The organism is Sulfurivermis fontis (genome assembly GCF_004001245.1).
GTDB lineage: Bacteria > Pseudomonadota > Gammaproteobacteria > Thiohalomonadales > Thiohalomonadaceae > Sulfurivermis > Sulfurivermis fontis.
Window position 1 is genome coordinate 335154 of record NZ_AP018724.1, and the last position, 18848, is coordinate 354001.

The following is an 18848-nucleotide window of genomic DNA, read 5'->3' on the forward strand; positions in this document are numbered from 1 at the left end:
AGCGTTTGCCACGGACGCACAGGCGGCTACCAGATCAGATCGTCGGGGACCTGGTAGGCGGCATACGGATCGTCGGCGGCAGGCGTCTCCGGTTCGCTGGCCACCGGCATGATCACCCGCGACGGATCGCGGGCGCGGATCTTCTCCGCCACGTCCGGGCGTACCAACTCGTGGCGCCCGCCCAGTTTGGCGATGCACACGGTGCCCTTGACCAGCTGGGCATGCAGCTCCGGGGTGACGTAGATGCGGCGGATCTTGTTGCCGTCGGTGAAGTTATAGGGCACCTCGCCGTCGGTCTTGTCGAGGCGGTTGGCCTCGATGAGCTGGCGGATGGCGGCGGCATTGGCCTTGCGCTCGGCGTCTTCCTGGCGCTGGCGATTCAGCTCCCTATCGCGCTCGGCCTTGGCCGCCGCGGCACGGCGCGCCGCCTCCGCGGCCGCCTGTTGCTGTTTGCCGCCGTCCTTGCTCTTGCGCTTTTCGTGCGCCGCCTTCTTGACCTGCTGTTGGCTGACCAGCCCGGCCTTGAGCAACTGCTCCTTGAGTGAACCTGCCATGATGTGTTCCGTGGTGCTTGAATTCAGTGAGCGGCCGTCTGGCCGGCGTGATAGGCCTCCAGCAGCGCCTGCTTGAGCGCCGGCTCGCTGTCGAGGTCCGTGATGTTCAAATGGCGCCGGGCGATGGGCGCCAGGATGGCTGACTCCAGTTCGGCGCGGCGGCGGGCCTGGAAGCAGGCGACGTCGAAGACGCCATCGTGCAGACACGGCGCAGCGACGCCGGCGGCGTTGCTGAATTCGAGATCGCAGGATTCCATCACCTCATACAGGTACGAATAGGTGTCGATGCCGTTGGCCTGCGCCAGCAGGCGGTGAAAGTCCGGCAGAGTGTCTTCGTCCAGCGGCAGGGCGTCCAGGTTCAGGGTGGCGGACAGCCGGTGGTGCTCGCCTTGGAAGGAAAATTCGAGGTGGGCGTCGATGGTGTTTTTCACGATGGTTCTCCTGGCGCGGATTGTACCGGATCATCGCCGTGCCCCGCCCCTGCAAACTGTGGGATTGCAGGGGCGGTGAAGGCGATTCAGCGTCGTCCGTGGCGTTCCTTGTCCTTCAGTACCGCCCGTACCATGCGGCCGAAGGCACGTTCCCTCTGATGGCGCTCATGGGCGGCGATGTTGTGGCGTTCCTCGGCCAGCAGCTTGAGGTAGTGTTGCCACGCGTCCTCATCCAGTTCGCCGCGCTGCCGCGCCGCCTGCACTGCGCAGCCCGGCTCGTCCGCGTGCCTGCAGTCGGTGTAGCGGCACCGGGCGGCCAGTTCGTGCAGGCTGTGGAACTGTGCCTCCACGCCGCCGGCAGCGGGCGCCAGCCCCACCTCGCGCATGCCCGGCACGTCGATGATGCAGGCGCCGCCCGGCAGGCGGACAAGTTCGCGCGCGGTGGTGGTGTGGCGGCCCTTGGCGTCGCGCCGCGTCGCCTGGGTCGCCTGCAGTTCGGTGCCGGCCAGATTGTTGATCAGCGTCGACTTGCCGACGCCGGAGGAACCGGCCACCACCAGGGTAGTGCCGGCGCCGAGCCAGGGGGCGAGCCGCTCCGCCAGCGGCGCGTGCAGGGCGTCGATGGCGAATACCTCGCCGCCGGGCGGCAGGCGCGGCCGCACCGCGGCCAGTGCGGGTTCGACGTCCGGATACAGGTCGGCCTTGGTGAGCAGCACCAGCGGTGTGACGCCGGCCTGTGCCGCCATCACCAGATAGCGCTCGATGCGGTGCACATTGAACTCCGCATCCAGCCCGCTGACGATGAGCAGCACGTCGACATTGGCGGCGATGGCCTGCGGCTCGCTGCCGCCGGCACCACGCCGCAGCAACAGGCTGCGCGGCTCCAGGCGCTCGACGATGAGCGAGGCGTCCGCCTCCAGCAGCACCCAGTCGCCCACGGTGGGCAGGGTGCTGTCGGTGGCGTGGCGATGGCGGTAGCGGCCGGCGAGGGTGGCGACCTGCGCGCCGTGGCCGTCATCGATGTGGTAGTGGTCCTGCCCGACGCCGATGATGCGGGCCGGGCGCCGGGTTTCCAGTTGTTCCAGGGTGAGCTGGCGGAGAAAGTCGTTGCTCCAGCCCAGGGGCAGCAGCAGGGAAGGGTCGATGGACATGGCGTGTCATCCTCTCAACAAATCGGTTTCGGCAGGGCGCACGGAAGCGCCGTCCTTGCGTAACGGTGTTTGCGTTGAGATGGGCCGCGCCTGCGGTCCGGTCGCGTGTCTAGCGGCGGAGCAGGCCGGCGCTGATGACGGTATCCATCGAGCCTCCGGCAGAAAGATGAGTGGGGAAACAACGTCGCGATTCTACTCCTGCGGCGTGCCGGCAGGAAAGGCAAAGTTGCGGTGGTGATGCTCAGCGCACCAGGCGCAGACCATCAGCCCCGATGGTGATCAGGCGTTCGCGGTACAGGGCGGAGATTGCCTGCTTGAACACCTTCTTGCTGACGCCGAAGCGGGCGTAGATGACCTCGGGCGGACTCTTGTCGGTGACGTTGATGGAGCCGCCTGCCGCCTTGATTTTCTCCAGCAGTTCGCCGGCGATGCCCTCCACCTTGGCGTAGCCCGGTGGTTGCAGCACGAGATCGATCTTGCCGTCCTCGCGCAGCTTCTTGATGTAGCCGGCGAGGCGCTGGCCATAGCGCAGCGGCTGGAATACGTCGGCGTCATGCAATACGCCCCAATGTCGGTTGTTGATGATCGCCTTGTAGCCGATGTCGGTGTGCTCGCACACCAGCAGATCCACCGCCTGCCGGGGCGTGTAGCTGGCCGGTGTGCGATCGAGGAATTTGTCCAGTCGCGTCGAGCCGACGAGGCGGCCAGTGCGCTTGTCGCGGTAGACGTGCACCACGTAGGCGCGGCCGACGGCCATGTTGCCGCTCTGCTCGGCGAAGGGCACCAGCAGGTTCTTGCGCAGTCCCCAGTCGAGGAAGGCGCCGAACCGGGTGGCGGAGGCCACCTTCATCAGGGCAAATTCGCCCACCTGGGCCAGCGGTCGCTGCGTGGTGGCGACCACCGTATCGTCGGAGTCCATGTAGACGAACACCTCCAGCGCGTCGCCGACGGCGCACGACTCCGGCGCCTCGCGCAGCGGCAGCAGCACGTCACCCAGTTCGCCGCCGTCGAGGATCACGCCATAGTTGCCCTTGCGCAGCACGGTCAGCGTGTTGAGTACACCAAGCTGTGCCATGTTCAGGCGCCGACCACGTTGATGGGCGCGCCGCGCAGATACGCGGCGATGGTGTCGATCACCTGTGCACAGAGACGTTCGCTCTGTGTGGCATCCGCCGGATCGGCGCCGGGAATATGACAGACGGTAATGCCGCGCTCCGCTGCCGCGGCACGGTCGATGTGACTGTAGTCATCACCGGCGGCCACGATCAGCGCCAGCTTGAAGGCCTTGTCGATGACGGCGCGATCGATGGGGGCGTGCGCTGCGACGATCACATCCGAGCGCCAACAGCGTTCCGCCAGTTCGTTGCCCGTCAATGCGGGAAATTGCTGCCAGCCGTATTTGGGAATGTCGAGCATGGGGAAGTCGGCTTCGCCGGCAATGTGGGCGGTATCTACGACGACGATATTCATGGTGCGACGAGCCTGCGAGTAGTGGGACAGCTGGCGTAGTGCGGCGGCAGCTAGCGGAGCCTGATCATCTCGCCGGCCCTGGCGGCGGCATCGGTGGCCTGTTCTGCCGCGTCTTCCACGGCGCGGGTCGCCTTGTCGTAATAGCTCATGGCGGCATCGTGCAGGTAATAGCCGTAGCCGACGTTGAGCAGCACAGCGACGACAACCAGCTTGACGGCGCGCTTGATCAGGCTGATGACCAGCAGGAGCAGCAGAATGGCCAGTCCCGCACCGTACAGGGGGTTGGCGATGATGAAGTCGAGAATCTGTTGCATGGTGTGCTGCTCCCTGGATTACAGGCGCTGGCGGGCGCTGAGCACAGCCTCCCGTACCCGCTCCGGCGCGGTGCCGCCGATGTGGTTGCGTGCGGCGACGGAACCTTCCAGCGTCAGATAGTTGAATACGTCGTCCTTGATGGCGTCGCTGAACTGCTGCAGTTCGGCCAGGGTCATCTCGGACAGGTCCTTGCCGGTCTTGACGCCGTAGGCGACGGACTTGCCGACGATCTCGTGGGCGTCGCGGAAGGCGACGCCGTTGCGTACCAGATAGTCGGCGAGGTCGGTGGCGGTGGAGAAGCCGCGCAGGGCCGCTTCGCGCATCACCTCCTTGCGCGGGACGATGTGGTATTTCTTCGCGCCGTCGGGTTGCGCGGCATAACCCAGCATGTCGGCGTAGACGCGCAGGCAACCCTTCACCGTGTCGATGGTGTCGAACAGCGGTTCCTTGTCCTCCTGGTTGTCCTTGTTATAGGCCAGCGGCTGGCCCTTCATGATGGTGAGCATGGAGATCAGCGCGCCGAACACGCGGCCGGACTTGCCGCGCACCAGTTCCGGCACGTCGGGGTTTTTCTTCTGCGGCATGATGGAGGAGCCGGTACAGAAGGCGTCGGAGATTTCGACGAAGCGGAACTGGGCCGAGGCCCACAGGATCAGCTCCTCGCTGAAGCGCGACAGGTGCATCAGCAGGATGGAGGCCCAGCTCATGAATTCGATGGCGAAGTCGCGGTCGGAGACGCCGTCCAGCGAGTTGCGGCAGACGCCGTCGAAGCCGAGTTCGCGTGCGGTGAATTCGCGGTCGATGGGATACGTGGTTCCGGCGAGGGCGGCGGAGCCCAGCGGCATCCAGTTGACGCGCTTGCGGCAGTCGGCGAGGCGTTCGCTGTCGCGCTGCAGCATTTCGTTCCAGGCCAGCAGGTGGTGGCCGAAGGTGATCGGCTGCGCCGTTTGCAGATGCGTGAAGCCGGGCATGATGGTGTCGGCCTCGCGTTCGGCATGGTCGAGGATGTTGGCCTGCAGGCGCTTCAGTTCCTTGGCGATCACGTCGATTTCGTCGCGCAGGTAGAGGCGCACGTCGGTGGCGACCTGGTCGTTGCGCGAGCGGCCGGTATGCAGTTTCTTGCCGGCGATGCCGATGCGGTCGGTGAGGCGCTTCTCGATGTTCATGTGCACGTCTTCCAGGGCGATGGACCACTGGAATTCGCCGCGCTCGATCTCGCCCTGGATCTGGGTCAGGCCGGTAACGATGGCATCGCGCTCGGCGGCGGTGAGGACGCCGACATGGGCCAGCATTTTGGCGTGGGCGATGGAGCCCTGGATGTCCTGGCGGTACATGCGCTGGTCGAAGCCGACGGAGGCGCCGAAGGCCTCGACGAAGGCGTCGGTGGGTTCGGTGAAGCGGCCGGTCCAGGGCTTTTCGACGGTCTTTTCGTTGCTCATGATGGCTCGGGGGTTGGGAAGCGTGAAGTGGGCCGCAGTATATCACCGGGCGCGGGGGATGCCCGCACCGCATGGTTGGGGCTATGATGAGGCCGTTCATCCACGACAGGGACGGCGGTGGCCTTGGTGACTTCATCTCCGCGCAACGACAACTTCTTCCTGCCCGATTTCTGCGGCCTGCAGGCGGTGTTCGCCGTGGTCGTGCTGTCGGAGATCTTTGCCTTCATCCTCACCCTGGCCCAGCTCGGCCGTGGCGCCGAGATGTGGGACACTCTGGCGCTGACCTCGCTGTTCATGCAGTGGGCCGGTCTGACCGGGGCGGCCGTGTTGTGTACCGGGCGGCGCTGGCTGGTGCGGCTGGGCGATCGCAGTGCCGCGCTGGTGAGCTACGGCCTGCTGTTGCTGGTGATCCTGATCCTGTCCGAACTGGCCTGGTGGTTCATCCTCGATTCCGGTCTGCGCGGCGGCGGCGATCACTCCCGTTTCGTGCTGCGCAACCTGGCCATCGGCGCCATCGTCAGTGCCCTGGCGTTGCGCTATTTCTATCTTACCCACCAGTCGCGCCGGCGCCTGGTGGCGGAGAGCGAGGCGCGTTTCGCCGCGCTGCAGGCGCGCATCCGCCCCCACTTCCTGTTCAACAGCATGAATTCCATCGCCAGCCTCACGCGCAGCGACCCGGCGCAGGCCGAGGCGGCCATCGAGGACCTCTCCGATCTGTTCCGCGCCAGCCTGGGCGATGGCCGCCGCCTGATCCCGCTGGCGGAGGAACTGGCGCTGACACGGCGCTATCTGCGCATGGAATCGCTGCGCCTCGGCACACGCCTGCATCTGGAGTGGCGGATCGATGCCCTGCCGCAGGACGCCGCCATCCCGCCGCTGACCCTGCAGCCGCTGGTGGAGAACGCCATCTATCACGGTATCGAGCAACTGGCCGATGGCGGCAGCATCACCGTGGAGGGCAGCGCGGAGGGCGACGGGCTGATTCTTTGCGTGACCAATCCCTGTCCGGCCCAGACACGCGAGCGCAGCGGCAACCGCATCGCCGTGGACAACATCCGCCAGCGCCTGGCCTTCCATTTCGGCCCCGACGCCGTGCTGGAGGCGGAAGAAAGGGCCGGGGAATATCAGGTCCGGCTGCGCTGGCCCTACCGGAAGGCGGCGTGATGCGCGTATTGATCGTCGATGACGAGCCGCTGGCCCGGGAACGCCTGCGCCGCATGGTGGAGGCGCTGCCCGGTGCCGAGGTGGTGGGCGAGGCGGGTGACGGCCGTGCCGCGCTGGAGGCCTGCGCCCGCCTGCATCCGGCAGTGGTGCTGCTCGATATCCGCATGCCGGGCATGGACGGGCTGGAGGCGGCACGGCATCTGGCACGCCTGCCCGAGGGGCCGGCGGTGGTGTTCGTCACCGCCTACGGCGATTACGCCCTGCAGGCCTTCGAGGCGCAGGCGGTGGATTACCTGCTCAAGCCGGTACGGGCCGAGCGGCTGGTCCAGGCGCTGGACAAGGCGCGGCGCCTGACGGCGCCGCAGCTGGAGGCGGTCGCCGCCGCCGATCCCGAACCGCCGGGACGCAGCCACCTGTCCAGCACCTTGCACGGCAATCTCACCCTGATTCCGGTGGACGACATCCTGTACCTGCGTGCCGAGCATAAGTATGTGGTGGCTCATCACCGCCGCGGCGAGGCGCTCGTCGAGGACTCGCTCACCGCGCTGGAGGCGGAGTTCGGGGCGCGTTTCGTGCGCATCCACCGCAATGCCCTGGTGGCGCGTGCTGCCCTGGAGGGATTGGAAAAGGGGGGCGACGGCGGGGTGCGGGTGAAGCTGAAGGACTGCGCGGAGCGGCTGGAGATCAGCCGGCGGCACTTGCCGGAACTGCGGCGGTTGATGCGTTCGGGGGAGATTTAGAAGCGGTTGCAAGTGACAAGTTGCAAGAGGAAGCAAACAATCCTTGCTTGTCACTTGTCACTTGTCACTTGTCACTTGTCACTTGTCACTTCATCAACACGTCAGATTGGTATGCGCGTCCTTGCAGGCAAAGGTGCTGCTGCCGTTGCGCACGTGGTTGTAGGCCGTGGTGATGGCGTCGTCGAGATAGCCGCCGAAGAAGTCCGGGGTGGTGAGGCCGACCATCTTGGGGGCCATGGACTTGCCCTGGTGGTCGAGGAACACCAGGGTGGGGGTGACGCGGACCTTGTAGCGCTCGGCAAACTCCCACACGTTGACCTTGCGGCCGTCGAAATCGACGACATCGGCCCCGGCGCGCAGTTCCAGCATGCGGAACAGAATCTTGTTGTCGTAGTCGCCGCTGAACATCATCGGCTTGAGGAAGTCGTTCTTCATGGTGGTGCAGTAGGGGCAGTATTCCGACGAGAACATCACCAGGATCGGCAGGCGCCTGTCACGGGCCAGGGCGGCCTCGGCGCGCAGGTCGGTGATTTCGGGGATGACCACGCCGGTGGCGTCGGCAGGGGCATCGGCCTCCATGTCGGACCAGGCAGCGGCGGGAAGGGTGACGGCCAGCAGCAGCAGGCTCAGGGCGCGGAAGACTGTCTTCATGCAAAAACCTATTAATAGATGCGGATTTTTCCCTAGGATAAGGACGCTACCGCCCTCCGTGCAATAGGCCCGCCCGTGCCGGGCGTGTATGATCAGACGCTCAATGGGGACCCCTTATTCCATCGGCCGGTTCCCGTCCCCTGGGCGGGGCGGCATTATAAAACGCAAAGGCTTGATTCCATGGCAAAAAACCTGATCCGTATCGCGACGCGCCAGAGCCTGCTGGCGTTGTGGCAGGCAGAATACGTGTCCGCGCGGCTCAAGGCGTGCCACCCTGGTCTGGAGGTGGAGCTGGTGAAGATGGTGTCGCAGGGCGACAAGATCCTCGATACCCCGCTGGCCAAGATCGGCGGCAAGGGCCTGTTCGTGAAGGAACTGGAGGAGGGGCTGCTGCGCGGTGACGCCGATATTGCCGTCCACTCCATGAAGGATGTGCCGATGGCCTTTCCGGAGGGCCTGCACCTGGCCGTGATCTGCGAGCGCGAAGACCCGCGCGATGCCTTCGTCTCCAATACCTACAAGAGCTTCGATGCCCTGCCGCAGGGTGCGGTGGTGGGCACCTCCAGCCTGCGCCGCCAGTGCCAGCTGCTGGCACGTCGCCCTGATTTGCAGGTGAAGTTTCTGCGCGGCAATGTGCAGACCCGCCTGAAGAAGCTGGACGACGGCGAATACGACGCCATCATCCTGGCCAGTGCCGGCCTGATCCGCCTGGAATTGCAGCACCGCATCACCGAACTGCTCGACATCACCGTCAGCCTGCCTGCCGTGGGCCAGGGCGCGGTGGGCATCGAGTGCCGCAGCGACGACGCCGAGGTCAATGCCCTGCTGGCGCCGCTCAACCACGCCCCCACCGCCACCCGCGTCAAGGCGGAGCGGGCGATGAACACCCGCCTCGAGGGCGGCTGCCAGGTACCCATCGGCGGTTATGCCGAATTGGACCACGGTGTCATCGTGCTGCACGGCCTGGTGGGCCGGCCTGATGGCGGCGAGGTGGTGCGCGGCTCCATCAGCGGCAAGCCGGAGGATGCCGAGGAACTGGGCCGGGTGCTGGCCGAAGACCTGCTGGCGCGCGGCGCCGACGCGATTCTGCGCGAGGTGTATGCGTCAGCCTGATCTGCGCGGCCGGGGCGTGCTGGTGACGCGCCCCGCCCATCAGGCTGACAGGCTGTGCCGCCTCATCGAAGCGGCCGGCGGCCGCGCGATCCGTTTTCCCGTGCTGGCCATCGCGCCGCCGCTGGACATGACGGCGCCTCTGGCGGCGGTGACGCGGCTGGCGCAATATGACCTGGCGATCTTCGTCAGCCCCAATGCGGTGGAGTACGGTCTCGAACTGATCGCGGCGCACGGCGGTCTGCCCGCCGGCCTGCGACTGGCGGTGGTGGGCGAGGGCAGTGCGCGCGCCCTGCGGACGCGCCTCGGGCGCGGCCCGGACCTGCAGCCGATGGAGCGTTACGACAGCGAAGGGCTGCTGGCGTTGCCGGAGCTGCAACAGGTGGCCGGCCGGCGCGTGGTGATCTTCCGCGGCGACGGCGGGCGCGAATTGCTGGGCCAGGCGCTGCGCGCACGCGGCGCCACGGTGGATTATGCGGAGGTGTACCGGCGCGAACGGCCGGATGTGGATGCGCAGGCCCTGGCGGAACAACTGGCGGCCGGTGCGGTGGATATCGTGACGGTGACCAGCAGCGAAGGGCTGCGCAATCTGCTGGAATTGGCCGGCGCCGCCAATGCGGCGCGGCTGCGGCAATTGCCGCTGGTGGTGGTGAGCGAGCGCACCGCCGAGCTGGCCAAAGAATTGGGTTTTGCACAACCGGCCATCATCGCCGCCCTGGCGAGCGATGCGGGACTGGTGGAGGCGGTGGCCCGCTGGACGGGCCACGCGGGAGAGAGTCGATGAGCGAGATGGAACAGAAGCCGGACGAGACCGCCGTGGCCGAGATGTCGGCGGAAAGCGTGGAGACAGCGGAGACGGCCGCGCAGGAGATGGCCGCGGCGGAGCGGCCGCGCAGCGGCCGTGGACTGGCCTGGTTCGCCGTGCTGCTGGCGCTGGGTACCCTGGGCGGCGGCTACAGCCTGTGGCAGGAGGTGGACAAGCAACGTGCTGCGACCCTGCATGACAACCAGGTCCTGCACAGCCGGCTGGAGCAGCTGACGACACAGCAGCAGGAGATGGCCGCCCGTCTGGCCCAGTACAGCGGTGTGCTGGAGCAGTTGCAAAACGACACCCGGTTGCTGAATGACGCGCTGGAGAAGATGAACGAGCGGCTCGGCCGCGACCGTCATGCCTGGGTGCTGGCGGAGGCCGATTACCTGTTGCAGATGGCCAACCGCCGTCTGCTGCTGGAGCGTGACGTGGCCGGCGCCATCGCCGCCATGACGGCGGCCGATCAGCGCCTGGCCTTCCTCAATGACCCCCTGCTTACCCGTGTGCGCGCCCAGCTGAGCGAAGAGCTGCAGGCGCTGCGCGCCCTGCCCGTGCTCGATGTGGACGGCATCACCCTGGAGCTGGGTGCCCTGAGCAAGGGCGTGGACAACCTGGTGCTGGCGGGGACGCCGCGCGAGGAACAGGACACGACGGCAGCAGCGGAGCAGCCGGATGGCTGGCGTGGACTGGTGCAGACCGTATGGTCGGATATCCGCAGTCTGGTGGTGATCCGCCGTCATGACGCCGGCAGTCTGCCGCTGACCACGCCCGATCAGCGCCTGCTGCTGCGGCAGAATCTGCGCCTCAAGCTGGAAACCGCACGCCTGTCGCTGTTGCGCGGCCATGGCCAGGCCTATCGCGCCGCCCTGCAGGAGGCCGACGCCTGGGTGGAGCGTTTCTACGATGCCGCCTCGCCGGCCACCGTCGGCATGCGCGAGGCCCTTGGCCGTCTGGCCGCTGTCGATATCGCTCCACCGCTGCCGGCCATCGACCAGTCGCTGCACACCCTGCGCGAGATCAGCGCGCGCCTGGAGCGGAGTGCCCGTTCATGAAGCTGCTGTTCTTCGTCATCGTCGTCTTGGTCGGCACGGTGGGGCTGGCCCTGCTGGCGCAGAGCGAATCCGGCTATGTGCTGATCAGCTACGGGCCGTGGAGCGTCGAAACCTCCTTCACCTTCGCCGTGCTGGTGCTGCTGCTCGGCTTTGCCCTGTGCTATGCCGCCCTGCGCCTGATTGTCGGAGCCCTGGCCTTGCCGGCACGCCTGCGCGCCTGGCGCAGCAGCCGGCGCGCGCTGCGTGCCCGTCTGGTCACCTACCGCGGTCTCACCGCCCTGGCGGAGGGCCACTGGCTCAAGGCCGAGCGTGATCTGTCGCGTTATGCCGCGCGCAGCGAAACGCCGCTGCTCAACTATCTCGGTGCCGCCCGCGCCGCCCAGATGCTGGGCGACGAGGAGCGCCGCGACTACCACCTCGCCATGGCCCACAAGACTGCGCCGGAAGGCGAGCTGGCCGTGGGCGTGACCCAGGCCGAGTTGCAGATGGCCAGCGGCCAGCTGGAGCAGGCCCTGGCGACACTGATGCACCTGCACGGCAAGACGCCGAAGAACGTGCGTGTGCTGCAACTGCTGCAGCAGGTCTACGAACGCCTGGGCAGCTGGAACGAACTGGTGGCCCTGCTGCCGGAGCTGCGCAAGCGCCGTGCCCTGGAAGAGGATGAGGCCGACCTGCTGGAGCGCCGCGCCTGGGAGGCCCTGCTGCGCCAGGCCCATGAGCACGGCCACCTGGACAAGCTGCGCGAGCTGTGGGAACGCATCCCGCGTCATCAGCGCCAGCACGCTTCGCTGCTGGCGGCCTATGTGCGCGGCCTGCTGGCCCTGGGCGGCGGCGACGAGGCGGAACATCTGTTGCGCGAGGCGGTGCGCCGGCAGTGGGATGCGGAGCTGGTGCGCCTGTACGGGCTGGCCGAGGGCAAGAATCCCACTCAGCAACTGGCGGCGGCGGAGGAGTGGCTCAAGCGCCACCAGCGCCATCCGCTGCTGCTGCTGAGCCTGGGGCGGCTGGCCATGCGCGCCCAGCTGTGGGGCAAGGCCCGCGCCTATCTCGAAGCCAGCGCCGGCATGGAGGCCCGTGCCGAAACCTATCGCATGCTGGGCGAACTGCTGGAGCGCCTGGGCGAGGAGAGTACCGCCCGCGATTACTATCACAAGGGCCTGGCCCTGGTAACCGGCAACGGCAAGTCCGGTCCGGTGGTGCCGTTGAAGCGCTTTCCGCTGATGACGCGGAGCATGAAGAAACCGTAGGGGCCCACGCCGCGGGGGAACCAGCGTCTGGCACCGGCGCTGTGCGCCGAGAGGACTCGGCTCCTGACAGACAGGAGCTAGTCCTTGGCCCACTCGAAGGCGTCGGAGTAGCAGTGTTCCGGGTCGAGGCCGCGTTCCACCAGGGCCTTCCTGGCGCCGAGCACCATCTCCGGCAGGCCGCAGGCGTAGACCTCGAAGCCGGTGAGGTCGGCGAAGTCGGCCAGTACCGCGTCCTGCACGTAGCCGGTGCGACCCTCCCACTGATCCTCTGCCGCCGGGCGTGACAGTACAGGATGGTAGTGGACGTTCACATACTCCCGCGCCCAGCGCAGCGCCCGGTCGTGCATATACAGATCGCTCTTGGTGCGGGCACCCCAGTAGATGTGGATGGGGCGCTGCACGCCTTCGGCCAGGGCATGTTCGATGATGGCCTTCACCGGGCCGAAGCCGGTGCCGGTGGCGAGCAGGATGATGGGGCGCGCGGAGTCCTCGCGCAGGAAGAAGCTGCCGTGCGGGCCTTCGATGCGCACCAGATCCTTTTCGTGCATCTCGCTGAATACCTGTTCGGTGAAACGGCCGCCGCGCACCAGGCCGATGTGGAACTCGAGGAACTCGTCGTCGTGCGGGGCGTTGGCGATGGAGAAGGCGCGCTTCTTGCCGTCGGCGAGGAGGAAGTTGACGTACTGGCCGGCGAGGTATTGCAGACGGTCGCCTTCCGGCAGCTTGAGCCACAGGCCCATCACGTTGGGGCTGAGCTTTTCCATGCGGCCCACCTTGGCCGGCAGGGTGTGCACCGGGATATCCTTGGTGGCGGTGACTTCCTTGATCTCCAGCACCAGATCGGAAGTCGCCTTGGCCACGCAGGGCAGGGCCATGCCCACCGCCAGTTCCTGTTCGGTAAGCGCGCCGGGCTCCTCGTCGCCGTAGTCCACCTCGCCCGCGACCACCTTGCACTTGCAGGCGCCGCAGAAGCCGTTGCGGCAGCCATAGGGGAAGGCGAGGCCGTGGCGCAGGGCCGCATCGAGGACGGATTCGCCCTGCTCCACCGGGAATTCGTGACCACTGGGTTCAACCTGGACTTTGAAGCTCATTAACTCTACCTTGTCGCTGGGTTATTGTTGACCGTAAAGGTATGGATTATCCGCCAATCGGCCTGGGAGTTAAACGGTGAATTTGATCTTTATCATCGGCTGCGGCGATATCGGCCTGCGCGTCGCCCGCCTGTGGCAGGCGCGGGGCGTCACGGTCCAGGCGCTGGCCCGTAGCGAGCAGGCGGCGGCGCGTCTGGTGTCTGCCGGCGTCCTGCCGGTGCGCGGCGATCTGGATGAGCCGACCTCCCTGCTCTCGTTGCCCCTGGCTGGTGCAACAGTCTACTACTTCGCGCCGCCGCCCGGGCAGGGGGATGGCGATGCGCGCATGCGCGCCTTCGTCGCCGCCGGCCTGCGACCGGAGCGGGTGATCTACATCTCCACTTCGGGGGTGTACGGCGATCGTGACGGCGCCTGGGTGGATGAGGACACGCCGCCGGCGCCCGCCACCGATCGGGCGCGCCGCCGCCTGGATGCCGAAACGGTGTTGCGTGCCTGGGGCCGCAAGAGCGGGGTGAAGGTGAACATCCTGCGCGTCGGCGGCATTTACGGCCCCGGGCGCTGGCCGCTGGAGCGGCTGCGCGCGGGCACCCCGGTGCTGCGCGAAGAAGAGTGCGGTTACACCAACCGTATCCACGCCGATGATCTGGCGGCGATCTGCGTTGCCGCCGCCGAACGCGGCGGCGCCGATCGCATCTACAACGTCAGCGATGGCAGCAACGGCACCATGACGCAGTACTTCTATGCGGTGGCCGATCGCTTCGGCCTGCCGCGCCCACCGGCCCTGCCCATGGCCGAGGCCATGCAGCAATTGAGCCCGGCCATGCTGTCCTACCTCACCGAATCGCGCCGCATGGACAACCGGCGCCTGCTGAACGAGCTGGAGGTGACGCTGCGCTATCCGGATCTGGCGGCGGGTTTGCAAGACGTTTGACCCGTAGGGCCGGCTTCAGCCGGCCCTACGGGTGCGTGGGTTGGTGCGGGAGAGCGGTTGTTATTGCTCGGCCAGCCAGCGCAGGATCGGTTGCCACTGTTCCGTATCGACCTCCACCAGGGCCGGCGGCAGTTCGGCGATGCCAAGGCCGCGATCGGCGGCGCGGATGTAGTTCTGGCTGTCGCGCAGGGTGGTGAGGAAGGGGATGCCCAGACTGCCGAGGAAGCGCTGCAGGGTGTGGTAGATGAGGGTGTGTTCCTTCACCCGGTTGGCGATGACGGCGATGCGCGTTTCCTGGCGCGAGACGCGGCCTACCAGCAGCAACTCTTCCACGAAGCGGGCGCAGGCACGGATGTCGATGGGCGAGGGCAGTACCGGGATGAGCAGGGTCTGCGCGCGCTTGACGTGCCGCTTGAGATCCTTGCCGTGCACCGCGGCGGGGGCGTCCATGACCACGTAGTCCATCCCCAGCGGCAGCAGCAGCTTGTCCTTTTCCTCATCCAGCGAGACGTGATAGATGGTCGGCCGTTCGGCGGGCCGCACCGCCAGCCAGTCGATGCTGCTGCCCTGCGGATCGAAGTCGGCCATGGCCACCTTCCTGCCCGCCTGGGCGAGGAAGCTGGCCAGGTTGGTCGCCAGGGTGGTCTTGCCGCAGCCGCCCTTGGGGTTGAGCACCATGATCTTCTGCATTGCCGTTCCTTAATCTGCGCAGGCTCCACCTGTGAGGATACGACAAGTCACCGTTCCGAAGTCACCTCCAGCCGTTCGCGCAGGGCACGGATCACGGCGAGGGCATCGGCCAGACGCTGCGCTGGAATCCCCTGGGCGCATTCCGCCGCCCAGGCGGCCTGCTGCTCGTCCAGCGTGCGGTAGGCGCGTTCGCCCGCCTTGCTCAGGCGGTGCAGCGGCGCGCGGCGGTGGGCCGGGTTGTCCTCGCGCAGCAACAGTCCTTCCTCCACCAGGGCATCGGCGAGACGTTGCACGCTCTGCCGCTTCAGACCCATGCGGCGTGCGATGTCGGCTACCGTAAGGGCCTTGTCGTCGAGGGCGATGGCGCCGAGCACCTGCCAGCGCGCGCTGGTGAGGCCCAGCGGTGCGCTCATCGCGTCGCCGGCGGCGATGAGGCGGCCGTTGAAGCGGAAGGTCTCCAGCACCAGCTCGGTGAACAGGCCGCCGGCGCGGCTATGGGGAGTGGCGTTCTTCATATTGACAGCATGCTGTCAAATAGACAGGATCGTGTCAACCTGGTGCAGGAGACACACGCATGAAATCCATCCCCCACGCCATCGCCGGCAGCATCGCCTTCATCACCATCCTGGTGTTCTTCAGCGCCACCGTGATCGTCGAAGTCGGCGGCGACCCGGCCGCCATCGCCCGCGTCAAGGCAGCCATCGTGCAGGGGCTGTGGCTGCTGATCCCGGCGCTGATGATCACCGGCGCCAGCGGCTTTGCCCTCGCGCGCGGGCGCAGCGGCAGGCTGCTGGCGGCGAAGCAGAGGCGCATGCCCTTCATCGCCGGCAACGGCCTGCTGATCCTGCTGCCGACCGCGCTGCTGCTGGATCACTGGGCGGCGGCGGGCCGGTTCGACGGGATGTTCTACACGGTGCAGGCCGTGGAGCTGCTGGCCGGTGCTATCAACCTGACCCTGATCGGCCTCAACATCCGCGACGGCGTGCGTCTGCGGAGCCGCGGTTAACCTCGTTCACTCATATCCCCAACTGATCCCACAGCGCATCGACACGCTGCTTGACCTCGTCGCTCATGCGGATCGGCGTGCCCCACTCGCGGCTGGTCTCGCCCGGCCACTTGTTGGTGGCGTCGAAGCCGATCTTGGAGCCGAGGCCGGAGATGGGTGAGGCGAAGTCGAGGTAGTCGATGGGGGTGTTCTCGATCAGCGTGGTGTCGCGTGCCGGGTCCATGCGCGTGGTCATGGCCCAGATCACGTCCGGCCACGAGCGCACGTTGACGTCGTCATCGGTGACGATGACGAACTTGGTGTACATGAACTGGCGCAGGAAGGACCAGATGCCGAGCATCACGCGCTTGGCATGGCCGGGATATTGTTTCTTGATGCTCACCACCGCCATGCGATACGAACAGCCTTCCGGCGGCAGGTAGAAGTCGATGATCTCCGGAAACTGCTTTTGCAGGATCGGCACGAAGACTTCATTCAAGGCTACGCCGAGCACGGCCGGTTCGTCGGGCGGGCGGCCGGTGTAGGTGGAGTGATAGATGGGATTCTTGCGCCGGGTGATGCGCTCGATGGTGAACACCGGGAAACGGTCCACCTCGTTGTAGTATCCGGTGTGGTCGCCGTAGGGGCCTTCCTCCGCCATCTCGCCGGGATGGATCACGCCTTCCAGCACGTACTCGGCGGAGGCGGGCACCTGCAGGTCGCTGCCGATGCACTTCACCACCTCGGTCTTGCCCCCACGCAGCAGGCCGGCGAAGGCGTATTCGCTCAGCGTATCCGGTACCGGCGTCACCGCGCCGAGGATGGTGGCGGGGTCGGCGCCCAGGGCCACGGCGACGGGAAACGGCTGGCCGGGAAATTTCTGCTGGAACTCGCGGAAGTCCAACGCGCCGCCGCGGTGCGACAGCCAGCGCATGATCACCTTGTTGCGGCCCAGCACCTGCTGGCGGTAGATGCCGAGATTCTGCCGCTCCTTGTGCGGGCCGCGCGTCACCACCAGTCCCCAGGTGATGAGCGGGGCGGCGTCGCCCGGCCAGCAGGTCTGGATCGGCAGCCGGCCCAGGTCCACGTCGTCGCCTTCCAGCACGATCTCCTGGCACGGCGCATCCCTTACCACCTTGGGCGCCATGTTGAGCACCTGCTTGAACTTGGGCAGCTTGTCGAGGGCATCGCGCAGGCCCTTGGGTGGTTCCGGCTCCTTGAGGAAGGCGAGCAGCTGGCCCACCTCGCGCAGCGCGCCGACCGACTCCTCGCCCATGCCGAGGGCGACGCGCTCCGGCGTGCCGAACAGATTGCCGAGCACCGGCACGGAGTGCCCCTTGGGATGCTCGAACAGCAGGGCCGGGCCGCCCGCGCGCAGGGTGCGGTCGCAGATTTCGGTCATCTCCAGATAGGGATCGACCTCGACAGTGATGCGTTTCAGTTCGCCGCGTCGTTCCAGCAGGGTGATGAAGTCGCGCAGGTCCTTGTATTTCATGGCCGGCCTTTCGGATGTGTGATGCCGGATTATAGAGGGCAAATGGGCTAAGATGCTCGCCTTGCCAACCTTCACCGTGATTCCATGACTCCCACCTACGATCCCCGCCGATTCCAGCAGGTGCGCTGGGCCATCTATGCCGTGCTGGTATTGGCCTACATGTCGGTGTTCTTTCACCGCATGGCGCCGGCGGTGGTTTCGGCTGAACTGATGATGGCGTTTCACACCACTGGTGCCGTGCTCGGCTCGCTGGCAGCGATGTATTACTACATCTATACGGTCATGCAGATTCCTGCCGGTGTGCTGGCGGATACCGTGGGCACACGTGCGGTTGTGACCCTGGGCAATCTGGTGGCCGGCATCGGCTCCATCGTCTTCGGCCTGGCCGAGTCCATGGAGATGGCGATGACCGGCCGCTTCCTGGTCGGCCTCGGCGTATCGGTGATCTTCGTCGGTCTGATGAAGAGCAACACGGTGTGGTTCCGCGAACGCATTTACGGGCTCATCAGCGGCGTTACCCTGCTGCTCGGCAATGTCGGCTCCATCCTGGCGGCGGGCCCGCTGGCCTGGCTGCTCGGGCATGTGTCCTGGCGCGCGGCCTTTGTCGGCATCGGTGTGTTTTCCCTGCTGCTGGCGGTGCTGTCGCTGCTCATCGTGCGCAACCGGCCGGAGGATGCCGGCTTTCCTTCCGTGCGCGTGATGGAGGGCAAGACAGCCCATGCGGAGCGCGAGCGGCACTGGCTGCACGACATGCGCGCGGTGTGGGGCAATCTGCGCGTCTGGCCCGGTTTCTGGTTCAACTTCGGCATGGCCGGCGGCCTGTTCGCCTTCGCCGGGCTGTGGGGCATTCCCCTGTTGCGCGATGTCCATGGCCTGAGCCGGGACGCGGCGGCGCAGTACACCACCCTGACCCTGCTGGCGATGGCGCTGGGCACCCTGCTGCTGGGCTGGATCTCCGACCGATTGGGGCGGCGCCAGCCGGTGATGGTGGGCAGTGCGCTGCTGTATCTGCTGGTGTGTGCCGGCCTGCTGTGGCTGCCGTGGACGCCGGGCACCAGCGGCAAGTTGTTGTTTGCACTGCTCGGCCTGTGCGGCAGCGGCTTCGTGCTGAGTTATGCCTGTGCCAAGGAGGTGTGCGCACCGGCGTTGTCGGGCATGGCGATCAGCGTGGTGAATACCGGGCTGTTTCTGGGGGCGGCGATCATGCAGCCGTTGTTCGGCTGGGTGCTGGACCGGGGCTGGGATGGCACCATGCTGAACGGCGTGCGTCTGTACAGTGCCGCCGACTATCACGCGGCGCTGTGGCTGATGCTGGGTTTTGCCGCCATCGCCTTCGTGGCGGCGCTGCGCCTCACCGAAACCCGCGGCCGCAACATCACCGTCGCTTAGTAAGGGAAGGTCTGAATAAGTCCATCCTGGACTTTTCAGACCACGCCAAGCGAAAAGTGTGATTTTCGCTTGGCTTCATTTTTCAACGACTTATCGTCGTTGAAAAATGGCGGCACATCCCTGTGCCGCGGA

General features: G+C 66.6%; 21 protein-coding genes. 9 read left to right on the top strand and 12 right to left on the bottom strand.

Annotated features, from left to right (window positions below; translation table 11 throughout):
* Window positions 1–26: 26 nt before the first annotated feature.
* The 7 genes from EP379_RS01760 to argH all read right to left on the bottom strand — a co-directional run bounded on the left by EP379_RS01760 (window position 27) and on the right by argH (window position 5360).
* Window positions 27–554 carry a DUF2058 domain-containing protein gene (locus EP379_RS01760; RefSeq protein ID WP_127475168.1) on the bottom strand — a complete coding sequence of 176 codons (528 nt, stop codon included), beginning with the start codon at window positions 552–554 and terminating at the stop codon, window positions 27–29.
* 23 nt (window positions 555–577) lie between these two features.
* The gene (locus EP379_RS01765; RefSeq protein ID WP_127475171.1) at window positions 578–985 is read right to left on the bottom strand and encodes a hypothetical protein; all 408 of its coding nucleotides are present in this window, start codon (window positions 983–985) and stop codon (window positions 578–580) included.
* Window positions 986–1071: 86 nt separating this feature from the next.
* Window positions 1072–2136, bottom strand: a complete 1065-nt coding sequence (gene rsgA, locus EP379_RS01770) for a ribosome small subunit-dependent GTPase A (RefSeq protein WP_127475173.1) — start codon at window positions 2134–2136, stop codon at window positions 1072–1074.
* Between the two features lie 241 nt (window positions 2137–2377).
* Complete coding sequence (locus tag EP379_RS01775; RefSeq protein WP_127475175.1) at window positions 2378–3211, bottom strand: CvfB family protein; 834 nt, start codon at window positions 3209–3211, stop codon at window positions 2378–2380.
* Between the two features lie 2 nt (window positions 3212–3213).
* Window positions 3214–3606 (bottom strand): Rossmann-fold NAD(P)-binding domain-containing protein, encoded by a 393-nt coding sequence (locus EP379_RS01780; protein ID WP_127475177.1) that lies wholly within the window; start codon window positions 3604–3606, stop codon window positions 3214–3216.
* Window positions 3607–3656: 50 nt separating this feature from the next.
* Window positions 3657–3920, bottom strand: a complete 264-nt coding sequence (locus tag EP379_RS01785; protein ID WP_127475179.1) for a hypothetical protein — start codon at window positions 3918–3920, stop codon at window positions 3657–3659.
* Window positions 3921–3938: 18 nt separating this feature from the next.
* Window positions 3939–5360, bottom strand: coding sequence for an argininosuccinate lyase (gene argH, locus EP379_RS01790; protein ID WP_127475181.1), 1422 nt, complete (start codon window positions 5358–5360; stop codon window positions 3939–3941).
* A 126-nt stretch (window positions 5361–5486) separates the two neighbouring features.
* On the opposite strand from argH, the gene EP379_RS01795 reads away from it, so the two are divergent.
* Together EP379_RS01795 and EP379_RS01800 are read left to right on the top strand one after the other, a co-directional pair.
* Window positions 5487–6524, top strand: a complete 1038-nt coding sequence (locus tag EP379_RS01795) for a sensor histidine kinase (RefSeq protein ID WP_172600345.1) — start codon at window positions 5487–5489, stop codon at window positions 6522–6524.
* Window positions 6524–7264, top strand: coding sequence for a LytR/AlgR family response regulator transcription factor (locus EP379_RS01800; RefSeq protein ID WP_127478796.1), 741 nt, complete (start codon window positions 6524–6526; stop codon window positions 7262–7264). Before EP379_RS01795 ends, EP379_RS01800 begins: the two co-directional genes overlap by 1 nt.
* 93 nt (window positions 7265–7357) lie before the next feature.
* Here the strand turns inward: EP379_RS01800 and EP379_RS01805 are convergent, their stop codons facing one another.
* Window positions 7358–7915, bottom strand: a complete 558-nt coding sequence (locus EP379_RS01805; RefSeq protein WP_127475184.1) for a thioredoxin family protein — start codon at window positions 7913–7915, stop codon at window positions 7358–7360.
* A gap of 180 nt (window positions 7916–8095) precedes the next feature.
* Here EP379_RS01805 and hemC point away from each other — a divergent pair, with 180 nt between their 5' ends.
* Genes hemC through EP379_RS01825 form a run of 4 tightly spaced genes read left to right on the top strand, consistent with a single transcriptional unit; the run spans window position 8096 to window position 12135 of the window.
* Window positions 8096–9028 (top strand): hydroxymethylbilane synthase, encoded by a 933-nt coding sequence (gene hemC / locus EP379_RS01810; protein ID WP_127475186.1) that lies wholly within the window; start codon window positions 8096–8098, stop codon window positions 9026–9028.
* Window positions 9015–9809: a uroporphyrinogen-III synthase gene (locus EP379_RS01815; protein ID WP_127475188.1), complete on the top strand. Its 795-nt coding sequence runs from the start codon at window positions 9015–9017 to the stop codon at window positions 9807–9809. Before hemC ends, EP379_RS01815 begins: the two co-directional genes overlap by 14 nt.
* On the top strand, window positions 9806–10888 hold the full coding sequence (locus EP379_RS01820) for a uroporphyrinogen-III C-methyltransferase (RefSeq protein ID WP_127475190.1): 1083 nt from the start codon (window positions 9806–9808) through the stop codon (window positions 10886–10888). Before EP379_RS01815 ends, EP379_RS01820 begins: the two co-directional genes overlap by 4 nt.
* Window positions 10885–12135, top strand: a complete 1251-nt coding sequence (locus EP379_RS01825; protein WP_127475192.1) for a heme biosynthesis HemY N-terminal domain-containing protein — start codon at window positions 10885–10887, stop codon at window positions 12133–12135. The genes EP379_RS01820 and EP379_RS01825 overlap by 4 nt, the downstream gene beginning before the upstream one ends.
* 77 nt (window positions 12136–12212) lie before the next feature.
* Here EP379_RS01825 and EP379_RS01830 read toward each other — a convergent pair whose 3' ends face one another.
* Window positions 12213–13226 (bottom strand): CDP-6-deoxy-delta-3,4-glucoseen reductase, encoded by a 1014-nt coding sequence (locus tag EP379_RS01830; protein ID WP_127475194.1) that lies wholly within the window; start codon window positions 13224–13226, stop codon window positions 12213–12215.
* Between the two features lie 76 nt (window positions 13227–13302).
* On the opposite strand from EP379_RS01830, the gene EP379_RS01835 reads away from it, so the two are divergent.
* Window positions 13303–14157: an SDR family oxidoreductase gene (locus EP379_RS01835; protein WP_127475197.1), complete on the top strand. Its 855-nt coding sequence runs from the start codon at window positions 13303–13305 to the stop codon at window positions 14155–14157.
* A gap of 60 nt (window positions 14158–14217) precedes the next feature.
* On the opposite strand, the gene EP379_RS01840 is transcribed toward EP379_RS01835, so the two are convergent.
* Together EP379_RS01840 and EP379_RS01845 are read right to left on the bottom strand one after the other, a co-directional pair.
* Window positions 14218–14847 (bottom strand): nucleotide-binding protein, encoded by a 630-nt coding sequence (locus tag EP379_RS01840; RefSeq protein WP_127475199.1) that lies wholly within the window; start codon window positions 14845–14847, stop codon window positions 14218–14220.
* Between the two features lie 47 nt (window positions 14848–14894).
* On the bottom strand, window positions 14895–15362 hold the full coding sequence (locus EP379_RS01845; protein WP_127475202.1) for a MarR family winged helix-turn-helix transcriptional regulator: 468 nt from the start codon (window positions 15360–15362) through the stop codon (window positions 14895–14897).
* A gap of 59 nt (window positions 15363–15421) precedes the next feature.
* Between EP379_RS01845 and EP379_RS01850 the strand changes: the two genes are divergently transcribed.
* On the top strand, window positions 15422–15853 hold the full coding sequence (locus EP379_RS01850) for a hypothetical protein (RefSeq protein WP_127475204.1): 432 nt from the start codon (window positions 15422–15424) through the stop codon (window positions 15851–15853).
* 10 nt (window positions 15854–15863) lie between these two features.
* Here EP379_RS01850 and ubiD read toward each other — a convergent pair whose 3' ends face one another.
* Complete coding sequence (gene ubiD, locus EP379_RS01855) at window positions 15864–17327, bottom strand: 4-hydroxy-3-polyprenylbenzoate decarboxylase (protein WP_127475207.1); 1464 nt, start codon at window positions 17325–17327, stop codon at window positions 15864–15866.
* A gap of 84 nt (window positions 17328–17411) precedes the next feature.
* Here ubiD and EP379_RS01860 point away from each other — a divergent pair, with 84 nt between their 5' ends.
* Window positions 17412–18716 carry an MFS transporter gene (locus tag EP379_RS01860; protein ID WP_127475209.1) on the top strand — a complete coding sequence of 435 codons (1305 nt, stop codon included), beginning with the start codon at window positions 17412–17414 and terminating at the stop codon, window positions 18714–18716.
* The last annotated feature ends 132 nt before the right edge of the window (window positions 18717–18848 follow it).

What these genes read in the sequence shown, in the direction of transcription:
- EP379_RS01760 (WP_127475168.1), bottom strand. Translation starts at nt 554, where the DNA reads ATGGCAGGTTCACTCAAGGAGCAGTTGCTCAAGGCCGGGCTGGTCAGC.
- rsgA (WP_127475173.1), bottom strand. Translation starts at nt 2,136, where the DNA reads ATGTCCATCGACCCTTCCCTGCTGCTGCCCCTGGGCTGGAGCAACGAC.
- EP379_RS01775 (WP_127475175.1), bottom strand. Translation starts at nt 3,211, where the DNA reads ATGGCACAGCTTGGTGTACTCAACACGCTGACCGTGCTGCGCAAGGGC.
- EP379_RS01780 (WP_127475177.1), bottom strand. Translation starts at nt 3,606, where the DNA reads ATGAATATCGTCGTCGTAGATACCGCCCACATTGCCGGCGAAGCCGAC.
- EP379_RS01785 (WP_127475179.1), bottom strand. Translation starts at nt 3,920, where the DNA reads ATGCAACAGATTCTCGACTTCATCATCGCCAACCCCCTGTACGGTGCG.
- argH (WP_127475181.1), bottom strand. Translation starts at nt 5,360, where the DNA reads ATGAGCAACGAAAAGACCGTCGAAAAGCCCTGGACCGGCCGCTTCACC.
- EP379_RS01800 (WP_127478796.1), top strand. Translation starts at nt 6,524, where the DNA reads ATGCGCGTATTGATCGTCGATGACGAGCCGCTGGCCCGGGAACGCCTG.
- EP379_RS01805 (WP_127475184.1), bottom strand. Translation starts at nt 7,915, where the DNA reads ATGAAGACAGTCTTCCGCGCCCTGAGCCTGCTGCTGCTGGCCGTCACC.
- hemC (WP_127475186.1), top strand. Translation starts at nt 8,096, where the DNA reads ATGGCAAAAAACCTGATCCGTATCGCGACGCGCCAGAGCCTGCTGGCG.
- EP379_RS01815 (WP_127475188.1), top strand. Translation starts at nt 9,015, where the DNA reads ATGCGTCAGCCTGATCTGCGCGGCCGGGGCGTGCTGGTGACGCGCCCC.
- EP379_RS01820 (WP_127475190.1), top strand. Translation starts at nt 9,806, where the DNA reads ATGAGCGAGATGGAACAGAAGCCGGACGAGACCGCCGTGGCCGAGATG.
- EP379_RS01825 (WP_127475192.1), top strand. Translation starts at nt 10,885, where the DNA reads ATGAAGCTGCTGTTCTTCGTCATCGTCGTCTTGGTCGGCACGGTGGGG.
- EP379_RS01830 (WP_127475194.1), bottom strand. Translation starts at nt 13,226, where the DNA reads ATGAGCTTCAAAGTCCAGGTTGAACCCAGTGGTCACGAATTCCCGGTG.
- EP379_RS01840 (WP_127475199.1), bottom strand. Translation starts at nt 14,847, where the DNA reads ATGCAGAAGATCATGGTGCTCAACCCCAAGGGCGGCTGCGGCAAGACC.
- EP379_RS01845 (WP_127475202.1), bottom strand. Translation starts at nt 15,362, where the DNA reads ATGAAGAACGCCACTCCCCATAGCCGCGCCGGCGGCCTGTTCACCGAG.
- EP379_RS01850 (WP_127475204.1), top strand. Translation starts at nt 15,422, where the DNA reads ATGAAATCCATCCCCCACGCCATCGCCGGCAGCATCGCCTTCATCACC.
- ubiD (WP_127475207.1), bottom strand. Translation starts at nt 17,327, where the DNA reads ATGAAATACAAGGACCTGCGCGACTTCATCACCCTGCTGGAACGACGC.
- EP379_RS01860 (WP_127475209.1), top strand. Translation starts at nt 17,412, where the DNA reads ATGACTCCCACCTACGATCCCCGCCGATTCCAGCAGGTGCGCTGGGCC.